Origin of the sequence: Paraclostridium dentum, assembly GCF_048568265.1 — a bacterium.
Taxonomy (GTDB): Bacteria; Bacillota; Clostridia; order Peptostreptococcales; family Peptostreptococcaceae; genus Paraclostridium; species Paraclostridium dentum.
This window is the reverse complement of the sequence record NZ_CP183813.1, coordinates 2,132,552-2,147,241: the sequence shown is the minus strand read 5'-3', so window position 1 is coordinate 2,147,241 and position 14,690 is coordinate 2,132,552. Positions and strand designations below refer to the sequence as shown.

The window sequence follows — 14,690 nt, the reverse complement described above, 5'->3', positions numbered from 1 at the left end:
TATCAGAAAGGAATACAAAGGCAATGAAAAGAATATCAATATTGGGGTCAACAGGTTCTATAGGAACTCAAACATTAGATGTAGTGAGAAAAAATAAAGATAAGTTTGAAGTAGTAGCTATATCTGCAAATAGTAGCATAAATTTATTATTAGAACAAATAACTGAATTTAAACCAAAGTATGTTGCTGTATATGATGAAGATAGTGCTAAAGCATTAAAAAATATGATACCAAGCGATATAGACATAAAAGTTTTAAGTGGAATGGAAGGCTTGGTACAAATATCATCTTTAGATGAAATAGATGTACTTTTAACTGCTATAGTAGGTATGATAGGTTTAGTGCCTACTCTTGAGGCAATAAAAAAAGGCAAGACTATAGCACTTGCAAACAAAGAAACTTTAGTTACAGCAGGTCAATTAGTAATGGAAGAGGCGAAGAAAAGAAATGTAGATATACTTCCTGTAGATAGTGAACATAGTGCTATATTTCAATGCTTAAATGGTGAAAATAACAAAGAAATAGATAGTATAATTTTAACTGCATCAGGAGGACCATTTAGAGGTAAATCTAAGCAAGAACTACAACATGTAACTAAAAATGAAGCATTAAAACATCCGAATTGGAGTATGGGAAGAAAAATCAGCATAGACTCATCAACTCTTATGAATAAAGGATTAGAAGTTATAGAAGCTAAATGGTTATTTAATGTAGAACCGGATAAAATAGATGTAGTGGTTCACCCTCAAAGTATAATACATTCTATGGTTCAGTTTGTAGATAGTTCTATAATTGCTCAGATGGGATGCCCTGATATGAAATTACCTATACAGTATGCTCTAACATATCCAAATAGACTACTTAATGATTTTGAAAGATTAGATTTTTCTAAACTAAGCAGTTTAACATTTGAAAAGCCAGATTTAAATACATTCCCATGCTTGAAACTTGCTTATGATAGTTTAAAAATGGGAGGTACATATTGTGCAGTATTAAATGCGGCAAATGAAGTTTTAGTAAATGAATTCTTAGAAGATAAAATTAAGTTTTACGATATTCCTAAGTATATTGAAAAAACGTTAGAAGCACATAAAAGTATAGAAAAACCGACATTAGAAGAAATATTACATATAGACAATTGGAGCCGTGAGTTTGTAAAACAGTGTATAAAATAGGATGGTGAAAATATGAATATAATAACTATATTAATAGCTATTTTAGCTTTTGGTGTGATAGTTTTTATTCATGAGCTTGGACACTTTTTATTTGCAAAAAAAGCAGGTGTTAGAATTCATGAATTTGCTATTGGTATGGGACCGAAAATATATAGCTTTAAAAAAGGTGAAACCGTATATAGCATAAGACTACTTCCTCTTGGAGGATATGTTGCTATGGAAGGTGAAGATGGAGACTCGCATGATCCAAGAGCATTTGGAAATAAAAGTATACTTCAAAGGGCAAGTATATTATTTGCAGGACCATTTTTTAATATATTACTTACAGCTGTGATTTTAGCAGGTATATATATGTATCAAGGAATGCCAAGTACAACATTGAAAGAAGTTATAGATGGAAGTGTTGCTCAAAAAGCTGGTATTCAAGCTGGAGATACTGTAACTGAAATCAATGGTAATGATATAAAAAATTGGAATGAGTTAAGCAAAAATATTCAAGATTCTAAGGGAAAAGAGTTAAAATTAACTATTGACAGAAATGGAAAAGAAAAAGAAGTAGAGGTTACGCCAGAGTCTAAAGAGGGTAACTATATAATAGGTATATATCCAGAAAATAAAAAAGATATTCTGGGATCATTTGGAATGGCTATAAAATCAACAATAGCTATGTTAAGTCAAATGATTGCAGTCTTAGGAAAGTTAATAACAGGAACTTTACCAGGTGGTGTAGAAGGTTCACTTGCAGGGCCTATAGGTGTAATAAGCATAGTTGCAGATGCTACAAAAGTAGGTGTAATGAATGTGTTATATTTAGCAGCTGTAATAAGTTTAAACTTAGGGGTATTGAATTTACTTCCTATACCAGCTCTTGATGGAGGAAGATTATTCTTCTTATTTATAGAGTTTTTAAGAGGTGGGAAAAAGATAGATCCAGAAAAAGAAGGTATGGTAAATCTAATTGGATTTGGAGCATTAATGGTGTTTATGTTATTTGTAACATATAAAGACATAGTTAGATTAGTTGGAATGTAGCAACGTTTTACTAGAAAGTGAAGGTGAGATTATGAGTTACGAAAGAAGACTTAGTAGAGAGGTTAGTGTAGGAAGTTTAAAGATAGGTGGGAATAATCCTATATCTATACAATCTATGACAAATACAGATACAAGGGATGCAAAAGCTACAATAGAGCAAATTAAAAGATTAGAAGAAGTTGGATGTGATGTAGTTAGAGTCGCTGTTCCAGATATGGAAGCTGCTAAAAATATAGGTGAAATTAAGAAAAATGTAAATATACCTGTGATTGCAGATATACATTTTGACCATAGATTAGCTTTAGAGGCTATTGACCAAGGGGTTGATGGAGTTAGAATTAACCCAGGAAATATAGGTAGTATAGAGAAAGTTAAGATGGTTGTAAATAAATGTAAAGAAAAAAATCTTAAAATAAGAATAGGTGTAAATGGAGGTTCATTAGAAAAAGAACTTCTAGAAAAGTATGGATCTGCTACAGCTGAAGCTCTTGTAGAAAGTGCTCTTGGGCATGTTAAAATACTTGAAGATTTAGATTTTTGCAATATTGTTATATCGCTTAAATCATCTGATATTTACAAAACTATAGAGGCATATGAACTGATATCTAAAAAAGTTGATTACCCTCTTCATATAGGGATAACAGAATCAGGAAGTGTAAAAAAAGGAACTATAAAATCTTCTATAGGAGTAGGTGCTCTTTTATTAAAAGGAATAGGAGATACTATAAGAATATCTCTGACAGGAGACCCTACAGAAGAAGTTATAGTAGGTAAAGAGATACTTAGAAGCTTGGATTTACTAAATGATAAAATAAAGGTTATATCTTGCCCAACATGTGGAAGATGTAATATAGATCTTATAAGTGTAGTAAATGAAGTTGAAGAAAAAATCAATAAAGTAGATAAGGATATGACTGTTGCTATAATGGGATGTGCAGTTAACGGTCCTGGAGAAGCTAAAGAAGCAGATATAGGAATTGCAGGAGGAAAAGGGGAAGGATTATTATTTAAAAAAGGTGAAATAATCAGAAAAATAAAGGGCGATAACTTAGTTGAAGAGCTGTTGAATGAGATAGATAAATTTAATAAATAATAAAAAGTTAAGTTGAGACATTATGTTTCAACTTAACTTTTTTTTTACAAAAATTAATTGGAATATTATGTTACAATAATGGAGAAGTTAATTAATAATGTAAATTTAATTTCTATTTAAGGAGAGTTCAAAATGGGAGATAATAAATCAACAATAATTCAAAGTTCATTGGGATCTGTTTTCACAGTGTTTAGTGAAGAAGAGCTAAAGCAAATTACTGATAGTAGTAGAAAGATTGCTATTTCAGGTAAAATAAATAACCCTGGAATTATAGAAGTTCCGGAAAGTGCAACACTTAAGGATATTATAGATTTAGCTGGAGGAATAATAAAAAATAGGGATTTTAAAGCAGCTCAATTAGGAATTCCATTTGGAGGTTTTTTAACAGAAGATAGTTTAGACAAAGAACTAGACTTTACTTTGTTTAACTCAGAGTGTAGTAGAACCATAATAATTCTTTCTCAAGAAGACTGTATAGTTCAGTATGCTAAATTCTACATAGATTTCTTAATGGGAAAAATGAAAGATGATAAATTTAAAAAATATGCAAAAGTTAAAAACGAAATAATGGAAATGTGGAAAATATTAGATAGAATTAGTAAAGGTAGATCTAATATGAGAGATATTTTCATATTAAGAGAACTTGCAAATGAAGTAAAAGATACTTTAAATCAAAAACACAATATAATGCAAGAAATAATAGATAAGTTTTATGGAGAAATAGAAGAACATATAGAAGATGAAAAGTGCTATACAGCTCAATGTAATAATCTTGTTAAGCTTACAATAACAGGTAAATGTATAGGATGCGGAGCGTGCAAAAGAGCTTGTCCTGTGGATTGTATAGTAGGAGAAAGAAAAGAACAACACTATATTGACTACAATAGATGTACTCATTGTGGGCAATGTATAGCATCATGCCCAGTTGATGCTATAACTGCTGGAGATAATACTCTTAAATTTTTAAGAGATTTAGCTACTCCTAATAAAATTGTAATTACTCAAATGGCACCAGCTATAAGGGTAGCTATAGGAGAAGCATTTGGATTTGAACCAGGGATAAATGTTGAGAAGAAAATTGCTGCTGCACTTAGAAAGTTAGGTGTAGACTATGTATTTGATACTACTTGGGCAGCAGACCTTACAATAATGGAAGAAGCAGCGGAACTACAAGAAAGATTAGAAAAACATTTCGCAGGGGATGAAGATGTTAAGCTTCCTATACTTACATCTTGTTGTCCTGCTTGGGTTAAATTTATAGAACAAAACTACGGAGATATGTTAGATGTTCCATCAAGTGCAAAATCACCAATGCAGATGTTTGCTACAGTTGCCAAAGATTTGTGGGCTAAAGAAGAAAAAGGACTTAGTAGAGATGAAGTAACATCTGTGGCTATAATGCCATGCATAGCTAAGAAGTATGAGGCATCAAGACATGAATTTTCAAGAGGTCTAAACTATGATGTAGATTATGTTATAACGACTAGAGAACTTATAAAAATATTTGAAGACTCAGGAATTGATTTAAAAGAAATTGAGGATCAAGAAATAGATCAAGTTTTAGGTGAATATACAGGCGCTGGAATAATATTTGGAAGAACTGGTGGTGTAATTGAAGCTGCAACTAGAACAGCAATAGAAAACATGACTGGTAAAAAGTTAGAAAATGTAGAATTTACTTGCTTAAGAGGATGGGATTCATTTAGATCATGTGACTTAGAAGTAGACGGAATAAAGCTTAGAATAGGAGTTGCATATGGACTAAAGGAAGCTGGTAAAATGCTAGATAAAATAAGAGCTAAAGAAGAATTTTTCCATGCAATAGAGATAATGGCGTGTCCAGGTGGATGTGTAGGTGGCGGAGGTCAACCTAAAGCTAAAAAAAGAATTGAAAGTATAGAAAAAAGAGCAGAGGGATTAAACAACATAGATAAATCATCTGATTTAAGAGTATCAAAGGAAAACCCAGCGGTACAAGCTATTTATGATAAATATTTAGGAAAACCATTGAGTCATAAGGCACATGAACTTCTTCATACAAAGTACTTTGTTAAAGTAAAAAAATAAATATTTCATTTAGATAAATAAAATTTGATTTTATAGGGATAATATGAATGTAGTCTGTTGGAAGGAGAATTTTTATGCGGAATATTAAAATATTATCAATGATTTGTATCATAATTGGTAATGTTTTATTAGGTGGATGTAGTTTTTATAAAAGTACTAATCATAATTCAAACAATAATGAAAGTGTTAATCAAAATGGATTAAGCATCTTTGAGTATAATGAGCAATTTACTAATTCATATAAAAAATATATAGAACCTTTGTATATAGAAGAATTTGATAATGCTGAAAAATTTTTAAAAAATCAAGAACTAACAAGTAATGCAGACTATCTTGATGAATACAAAAATTTATTAGGAATATGTGAAAGGCATATATCAGGATTTAAGAAAGATATGAATAATTTGGTAATGCAAGATTTAAAGCTCACTGATATGAATAATGATTTAGTAGAAAATAGCAATACTTTAATAAGTGAAATAAATAGTAAGATAAATGCTTTGGAATCCATCCCCAGCGAAAAACATTCTTTAGATTCAGAGAACTTTATAGAATATATAGAATCCAATTTTCAAATATCTGAAAGAATTACGGATAAGTTTGAAAATTCTATAAAAAGTATAAAAAGTTATTTAAATATAGAATTAAACAAATAAACTTGGAGGTAAATCATGAAATATTCAAAACTGGTAATGCTAGGATTAATAGGAGTACTTACTTTTGGAGCTGTAGGATGTACAAATAAAACAGCAGAAAAAACAGAAGAAAAAAAAGTAACACAATCAACAACTGAAAATTCAGACAAAAAATATACAGATATGACTTTAGAAAATTACAAAACAGAGTTTGGTAAATTATATCAAACTAATATGGCTAGATTAGACAACTACAATGGTTATGAGCAAATAAGAGTAGATGAAGCTACAAAAGATTACCCAGGAAATGAAAAATATGTAGCAGATTTAAAGAAAGATTATGAAGAAAGCAAGAAACAAGTCGATGAATTTACAACATCACTAAAAAAAGTGGATACTAAAGATCCTAAAGTAAAAGAAATGAATGATAAACTAATATCTGAATCAGAAAAATTAAGTAAAGAATTAGATACTAGAATTAAAAAATTAGGTGAAATACCAAGTGATTTAATGTCTAAATCAGAAGTTGAATTTAGACAAGGACTAAGTGATACATTAAAAGTTGATGAAAATGTAAAATCAGATTTTACTAAATTTATGAATGATACAAAAGAATTCTTTGGAATAAAAACTAAATAGAGAAAAAAATAAAAAAGGCTTTATAAGCCTTTTTTATTTTTATTTGATAAATAAAATCTAAAGTGTTAAAACGTTTGTCCGTATCATAATTACAAATAAATTAAAAATTAAGGGGTAAGGAGATACGTTTATGAGAAACTGGAAAATAAGTAAAAAATTAATTATATCTTTTGGTATTTTATTAATTATTACAGCATGTGCAAATTTTTATGCCATAAATAACCTAAAAAAATCAGAAAAGCTAAGTAATCAGTTATTTGAAGGACCTTATAAATCAACAAATCAAACTATGAAAATTCGTAGGGATTTAGTTTCTATTGGTAGGAATATGGGAAATGCAATGATAGAAAAAAGTCCAGAATATTATGGGAAGATAGTACGAGAAGACTTTGATAGCGTTGAGGAAAATATAAAGTTGCTTAGAAGTTCATTTGATGGAGATAAAAAGTTAATAGATGACATTGAATCATCTATTGTAAAATTTAGGGAACAATTTGAAATAGTTCAATCTGCTATGGAAAGAGGGGACTACACTGGTGCTATAAAAATAACTGAAAAAAATACACCATACTGGGAAGTTTATAACAAATGTGTTGAAACAGCAACAGCTCTTAATGAAAAGGCAGAGGCTAGAGGAATAGAATTTAATAAAGAAGTAAAAGAAATTTCTTCAAAAGCTACTGCGATATCAATAGCTAGTAGTGTTTTTGCTATAGGGGTAGGGATAATAATATGTATATACATAACAAGAAGTTTAAAGAAACCTATAGAAGAACTTGAAATAGCTGCTAATAAAATGGCTAGTGGAGATTTTGATATTTCTGTAAGTTATGAATCGAAAGATGAACTTGGAACTTTATCAACTAGTATGGATAAAATGAGTAGAGAAATAAAAGAAATTATAACTGATACAGTTAGAGTTTTAGGAGATGTTGCATCAGGTAACTTTAACACAGAGACAAATGCAAATTACATAGGGGTTTTTAAATATATTGAAAACTCTATAAATAAAATAACAATTGATTTAAGTGAGACAATGGAACAAATAAACATAGCATCTGAAGAGGTTGGAGCTGCATCAGATCAAGTTGCTAGTGGATCTCAAATGTTATCACAAGGAGCAACAGAACAAGCAAGTGCAATCGAAGAATTATCTTCTACTATAAATGAAATATCTGAAAAGATAAAAGGAACTTCAGAAAATGCAAAGCAAGCTAACTCTTTAACTTTAAATGCGGCAAAACAAGTTCAAGAAGGTAATGATCAAATGAAAGAAATGATTAAAGCGATGGAAGATATAACATTTACATCAAATGAAATTGGAAGAATAATAAAGACAATAGATGATATAGCATTCCAAACTAATATATTAGCATTAAATGCAGCAGTGGAAGCAGCGAGAGCAGGAGAAGCTGGTAAAGGATTTGCAGTAGTTGCAGATGAAGTAAGAAATCTTGCAGCAAAATCAGCAGAAGCAGCAAAGAATACAGCTACATTAATTGAAAATTCTATAGAAGCTGTAGAAAACGGAACAAAAATTGTAGATAATACAGCGGAATCACTTCAAAAAATAATAAGTACTACTAATAGAACTACTGCTTTAGTAAATGACATAGCAAAAGCATCAGAGGATGAATCAAACTCTATAAATCAAGTAACGTTAGGTGTAGACCAAATCTCACAAGTTGTACAAACAAACTCAGCAACATCAGAAGAAAGTGCAGCAGCAAGTGAAGAGTTAAATGGACAAGCACAAATGTTGAAATCACTTATAGATAACTTTAGTTTGAAAAAATTAAATAGACTAAATAGCGATATGAATTTTAATGAAGATGAAGAAAATGAATTAGCATTTAACAATTATTAAATAAAATCATTTTAAAAAGAAGCTTTATAGCTTCTTTTTTTGTTACTTAAAATCCATAGTGTTTACAGGCTTAGTATCTAGTTGAAAGAAAAAAGTTATTGAATAAAAAGATTTTAATGTTTAATAAAAATGATTTATGGTAATTAAATTCTAAAGCATGCATATATTTATCCGTATAAAGATTAAGCAAATTATTTTGATTTGTAATATCAGCAAGGTTAAAGCAAGGAGGGTTATGTATGAAAAATTTAAAAATAGGTAAAAAATTAAGTTTGTCTTTTATTGCAGTACTATTAGTTACAGTAGCTGCAAATATTTACTCTATATCAAACTTAAAAAAAGCTGAAAATCTAAATGATGATTTATTTAAAGGACCTTATATGGTCACTACAGAGAGTATGGGAATTCGTAGAGATTTGGTTTCGATAGGCAGAAATATAGGAAATTCAATTCTTAGAGAACAACCAGTAGAGTATAGAAAGACAATCTTAGAAGATTTTGATAGTGTAAATAAAAGAATTGATTTAATTGAAAAGTCTTTTTCAGGTGAAGAAAGTGAAATTGCAAAAAAGAGCCAAACATCAATTGATAATTTAAGAAGTTCAATTGACAACTTAAAAAATGAATATGAACAAGTTTATGCCTTTTTAGAAAAAAAGGATTATAAACATGCTGAAGAAATGACAGCACAAGGTACAAAGTATTGGGATATTTATAGTTCTTGTATAGATCAATCTGTAAATTTATATGAAAATGCAGAAACATTAGGAACTCAATTTAATCAAAGTGTCAAAGAAACATCGTCAACTTCAAGATCAATATCTATAGCATTAAATATTATTTCGGTAATAATAGGTGTGGTTATATGTGTATATATAACAAGAAGTTTAAAAAAACCTATAGAAGAGCTTGAAGTAGCTGCTAATAAAATGGCTAGTGGAGATTTTGATATTGATGTTAATTATGAATCAGAAGATGAATTAGGAACTTTATCGAGAAGTATGGCTAAAATGAGTAATGAAATAAAGGATATTATAGAAGATACAGTTAGAGTTTTAGGCGAAGTTGCATCAGGTAACTTTAATACAGAGACAAATACAGAATATATAGGAGTTTTTAAACACATTGAGAACTCTATAAATAAAATAACAACTGATTTAAGTGAAACAATGGAACAAATAAATATAGCATCTGAAGAAGTTGGAGCTGCATCGGATCAAGTTGCAAGTGGATCTCAGATGTTATCACAAGGAGCAACAGAACAAGCAAGTGCGATTGAAGAGTTATCTTCAACTATTTCTGAAATATCTGAAAAGATTAAAGATACATCTGAAAATGCTAAGCAAGCTAATTCATTATCTTTAAATGCTGCAAAACAAGTTCAAGAAGGTAATGACCAAATGAAAGAAATGGTTAAAGCTATGGAAGATATAACCTTTACATCAACTGAAATAGGAAGAATCATAAAAACAATAGATGATATAGCATTCCAAACTAATATATTAGCATTAAATGCAGCAGTAGAAGCTGCAAGAGCAGGAGAAGCTGGTAAAGGATTTGCAGTAGTTGCAGATGAAGTAAGAAATCTTGCAGCAAAATCAGCAGAAGCAGCAAAAAATACAGCTACATTAATTGAAAATTCAATAGAAGCAGTAGAAAATGGAACTAAAATTGTAGATAATACAGCAGAGTCGCTTCAAAAAATAATAAATACAGCAAATAGAACAGCTAAATTGGTAAATGATATAGCAAAAGCATCTGAAGAAGAAGCTAATTCAATATCTCAAGTTACATTAGGTGTTGAACAAATTTCTGAAGTTGTACAAACAAACTCAGCAACATCAGAAGAAAGTGCAGCAGCAAGTGAAGAGTTAAATGGACAAGCTCAAATGTTAAAATCTTTAATAGAGAATTTTAAAATAAAGGATGAAAATAAACTTAAGAATAATATAAGTTTTTCTAGAGATGATGAGCAAAGCTTAGCTCGAAATTAATATTAAAAATTAGATATTCTTAATAAATATTTTAAAAAATAGAAGCTTTGAGGCTTCTATTTTTGCGAATAGAAAAATTAATTTTAAAGTGAAAAAATTTTTTATTTATATAATTATATTCTAAAGTATGCATGTATTTATCCGTATAAAAAATAAGATAAACTGTTTTATTAAATGAACTAATTTTATTAACTTTATTCAAAATGAAGTACGGGGAGGCATACACATGAAGGATTTAAAAATAGGTAAAAAGTTAGGTATCTGTTTTGTAATTTTATTAGTGCTTACAACAGTTTCAAATTTATATACATTATATAATTTGAAAGAAGCAGGGAGAGTAAGCCATGAATTATTTGAAGGACCATATGAATTAACAACTGATGCCATGGGAATACGTAGAGATTTAGTTGGAATTTCAAGAAGAATAAATGGCGGATTTGCAGATAATGAGCACGTAGAAACAAGAAAGTTAGTTTTAGCAGAGTTTGATAGTCTTGAAAAAACAATTCAAAATATAAGAAGTGGACCTGAAAAAGCTATAGAAAATAAAAAAATTAGTCAATATCTTGATAGTATCGAGGAAGATGCAAAACAATTAAAGCAAGAGTATGAAAAAATATATAATACAACTCAACAACCAAATTTTAAAGGACCTATGACTGAAATAGATCTTACTGGATATGCACAAGTATTTACTGCATGTACAGAAACATCAGAAAATCTTTTTAAAGAGGCTGAAAAAATAGGGAATGATTTTGATAAGGATGTATCTGCATCAGTGAAAACTTCACAAATTATATCAACAACTTTAAATGTGATTAGTATAGTATCCGGAGCTATTATATGTATTTACATTACAAAGAGCTTAAAAAAACCAATTGAAGAATTAGAAGTAGCTGCTAATAAAATGGCTGTTGGAGATTTTGATATTGATTTAAATTATGAGTCAAAGGATGAATTAGGGGTTTTATCAAATAGCATGACTCAAATGAGCAATAAAATAAAAGATATTATAGAAGATACTGTTAGAGTTTTAGGTGATGTTTCATCGGGAAATTTCAATACAGATACTAAAGCTGAATATATAGGAGTTTTTAAATATATTGAAAAATCTATAAATAAGATAACAAATGATTTAAGCGAAACAATGGAACAAATAAACATAGCATCTGAAGAGGTTGGAGCTGCATCGGATCAAGTTGCTAGTGGATCTCAAATGTTATCACAAGGAGCAACAGAACAAGCAAGTGCAATTGAAGAATTATCTTCTACTATAAATGAAATATCTGAAAAAATAAAAGGAACTGCAGAAAATGCAAAAAAAGCTAACTCATTAACTTTAAATGCAGCTAATCAAGTTAAAGATGGTAATGAGCAAATGAAAGAAATGGTTAAAGCAATGGAAGATATATCATTTACATCTAATGAAATAGGAAGAATAATAAAAACAATAGATGATATAGCATTCCAAACTAATATATTAGCATTAAACGCAGCAGTAGAAGCTGCAAGAGCAGGAGAAGCTGGTAAAGGATTTGCAGTAGTTGCAGATGAAGTAAGAAATCTTGCAGCAAAATCAGCAGAAGCAGCGAAGAATACATCTACATTAATTGAAAATTCAATAGAAGCAGTAGAAAATGGAACAAAAATTGTAGATAACACAGCTCAGTCGCTTCAAAAAATAATAAATACAACAAGCAAAACTACTGCACTAGTTAATGATATAGCAAAAGCATCTGAAGATGAGGCTAATTCAATTGCTCAAGTTACAGTAGGTGTAGATCAAATTTCTGAAGTTGTACAAACAAATTCAGCAACATCAGAAGAAAGTGCAGCAGCAAGTGAAGAATTAAGTGGACAAGCTCAAATGCTAAAATCACTTATAGATAAGTTTGTTTTAAGAGATTCAAATAAAAATATAGATTTTAACAAAAACGAAGTAAATTATTTTGCTAAGAATGATTAAAAATTTAAAAGTTTAATTAATAAAGGAGACAGAGTATGAGCGGAATGGATTCTTTAAATGAATTTTATGTTCATGAAAATATGCAATTACTAGAACAATTAGAAGAAATTCTACTTGTTGGGCAATCTGATACAGGAAAATTAGGAAAAGAAGAAATTGAAGAAATTTTCCGTGCAATGCATACTATTAAAGGGTCTTCAGCTATGATGGGATATGATAGTTTAACTAAGCTTACACATAGCATAGAAGATGTTTTTGATGAAATACGAAATGGAAGAGAACTTTCTAACAATAAGTGGGAAGAACTAGTTGATGTAGTTTTAGTAAGTATAGATTTTTTAAAGGAAGAAATATTAAATGTTCAGGATGGATTACTTCCAGAAGCCAGTATAGATGAACTACTTGAAAGAGTAGGCGGGTTATTAAAAGAAGAGTCTGAAAGTGAAGAAAAAGATATAGCACAAAGTAGTGAGTTAGAAGAAAAAATTGAGATAAAAATGCCTAAGGATGGAGAAAAACAGTTTTATGCTAAAGTTTCATTTGAAAATGGCTGCGGCATGGAGGGAATTAGGGCTCTAGGAGTACTTGCTATGATAGAAAGTAAGTGTTCATTTATAAAAACAATTCCCGAAAACTTAGAAGTTGAATGTGATAATGAAATAATAAATGATGGATTTAGAATATATTTAAGTACACAAGAGGAAAAAGAGTCGATAGAACAATGCATAAAAGAAACTATGTTCTTAGAAAGTTTAGAAATAAAAGAGGTTACAGATGCAACTGAATTAGAAAGTGTATTTAATATAAGTTCTTCAAGTGAAGAAAAATTTGAAGAAGAAATAGCTGCAACAGTAGTAGAAGAAACTATTGTTCCTGAAGTTAAAATAGAGGAAATAAAGGAAGAAATAGTTGTTGAAGAAGATATTCAACATATTGAAGAAGAAAGTAAAGCTAATAAAGAAGAAAAAAATGAAAAAACAAATGATGAAAATAAGGTTACAAAAAAGGATTCAAAACAAGAGGAAAATCAACATCACACACATAGTAAAAATAACTACTTAAGTGTAAATATAAGTAAAATTGATATGTTGATGAACTTAGTAGGCGAGATTGTAACAACTGAATCTATGGTAGAAAAACAATCTCAGCTTGAAAACTTCAATCGTGATAATTTTGAAAAGCAAGCTAGAAGATTACATCAATTAACAACTGAATTACAAGATGTAGTTATGTCTATGAGAATGGTTCCTATATCTTCAACTTTTACAAAAATGCAAAGAGTTGTAAGAGATATGAGTAGAAAGACTGGGAAATCAGTAGATTTAAAATTAGTGGGAGATCAAACAGAAGTTGATAAAAATATACTTGAAAACATATCTGACCCATTAATGCACATGATTAGAAATAGTATGGACCATGGAATAGAAACTCCAGAAGAACGCCAACAAACTTCAAAACCAGAAAAAGCAACTATATTATTAGAAGCTAGGAATACTGGTGGAGATGTAGTTATAATAATAAAAGATGATGGTAGAGGTTTAAATAAAGAAGCAATTGTTAAAAAGGCTATAGAAAAGGGAATCACAAGTAAAAGTATAGATGAAATAAGCGATAAAGAAGCTTATAATTTCATTCTAGCACCTGGATTCTCTACAAAAGAAGCTGTAAGTGAGTACTCTGGTAGAGGGGTTGGAATGGATGTTGTATATACAAACATAAGACAACTAAGAGGTTCAATAGCTATTGATAGCGAAAAAGGTCAAGGAACTAATATAGTAATTAGAATTCCTTTAACTTTAGCCATTGTTGATGGAATGAAAGTTAGAGTAGGTAATGAAATATATATAATACCAGCACTTAACATAAAAGAAGTATTTAGACAAGGAGCCTATGAGATAGTTAAAAATCCAAATGGAGAAGAACACAGTATAATAAGAGGCAACTGTTATGAGATTAGAAGATTATCAAATATATTAGGAATAGACGCTGAAAAAAATGACAATGGAATTATGATTTTAGTTGAATCTGAGATAGGTAATGTTTGTATAATTGTTGATGGAATTATTGGTCAACAACAAGTGGTAATAAAACCTATACCAGAACTATTAACACAATTTGAAAAAATTCAATCATATATGTCTGGATGTTCTATATTAGAAGATGGATCTATTAGCTTGATAATTGATGCAAATGCAATTATAAGTGAGTAATAAAAAAAGATC

Annotated in this window: 10 protein-coding genes; all 10 read left to right on the top strand. The window is 29.6% G+C overall.

All coding sequences use genetic code 11. The features are described from left to right. Window positions 1–23 precede the first annotated feature (23 nt). The 10 genes from ACN6I1_RS09800 (at window position 24) to ACN6I1_RS09755 (ending at window position 14,678) form a co-directional block, all read left to right on the top strand. Window positions 24–1,175 (top strand): 1-deoxy-D-xylulose-5-phosphate reductoisomerase, encoded by a 1,152-nt coding sequence (locus ACN6I1_RS09800; protein WP_419741792.1) that lies wholly within the window; start codon window positions 24–26, stop codon window positions 1,173–1,175. 12 nt (window positions 1,176–1,187) lie between these two features. Continuing rightward, window positions 1,188–2,207 (top strand): RIP metalloprotease RseP, encoded by a 1,020-nt coding sequence (rseP, locus tag ACN6I1_RS09795; RefSeq protein ID WP_419741791.1) that lies wholly within the window; start codon window positions 1,188–1,190, stop codon window positions 2,205–2,207. Window positions 2,208–2,238: 31 nt separating this feature from the next. Continuing rightward, window positions 2,239–3,300, top strand: a complete 1,062-nt coding sequence (gene ispG, locus ACN6I1_RS09790; protein ID WP_021433569.1) for a flavodoxin-dependent (E)-4-hydroxy-3-methylbut-2-enyl-diphosphate synthase — start codon at window positions 2,239–2,241, stop codon at window positions 3,298–3,300. Between the two features lie 132 nt (window positions 3,301–3,432). Further along, window positions 3,433–5,367, top strand: coding sequence for a [FeFe] hydrogenase, group A (locus tag ACN6I1_RS09785; protein ID WP_419741790.1), 1,935 nt, complete (start codon window positions 3,433–3,435; stop codon window positions 5,365–5,367). Between the two features lie 74 nt (window positions 5,368–5,441). Then, window positions 5,442–6,023 carry a hypothetical protein gene (locus ACN6I1_RS09780; RefSeq protein WP_419741789.1) on the top strand — a complete coding sequence of 194 codons (582 nt, stop codon included), beginning with the start codon at window positions 5,442–5,444 and terminating at the stop codon, window positions 6,021–6,023. 15 nt (window positions 6,024–6,038) lie between these two features. After that, the gene (locus tag ACN6I1_RS09775; RefSeq protein ID WP_419741788.1) at window positions 6,039–6,641 is read left to right on the top strand and encodes a hypothetical protein; all 603 of its coding nucleotides are present in this window, start codon (window positions 6,039–6,041) and stop codon (window positions 6,639–6,641) included. A gap of 130 nt (window positions 6,642–6,771) precedes the next feature. Beyond that, window positions 6,772–8,508, top strand: coding sequence for a HAMP domain-containing methyl-accepting chemotaxis protein (locus tag ACN6I1_RS09770; RefSeq protein ID WP_419741787.1), 1,737 nt, complete (start codon window positions 6,772–6,774; stop codon window positions 8,506–8,508). 239 nt (window positions 8,509–8,747) lie between these two features. Next, window positions 8,748–10,502: a methyl-accepting chemotaxis protein gene (locus tag ACN6I1_RS09765; protein ID WP_419741786.1), complete on the top strand. Its 1,755-nt coding sequence runs from the start codon at window positions 8,748–8,750 to the stop codon at window positions 10,500–10,502. Between the two features lie 226 nt (window positions 10,503–10,728). After that, entirely contained in the window at window positions 10,729–12,468 is a 1,740-nt protein-coding gene (locus ACN6I1_RS09760; RefSeq protein ID WP_419741785.1) for a methyl-accepting chemotaxis protein, read from the top strand. 35 nt (window positions 12,469–12,503) lie between these two features. After that, window positions 12,504–14,678: a chemotaxis protein CheW gene (locus ACN6I1_RS09755; protein ID WP_419741784.1), complete on the top strand. Its 2,175-nt coding sequence runs from the start codon at window positions 12,504–12,506 to the stop codon at window positions 14,676–14,678. Window positions 14,679–14,690 lie beyond the last annotated feature (12 nt).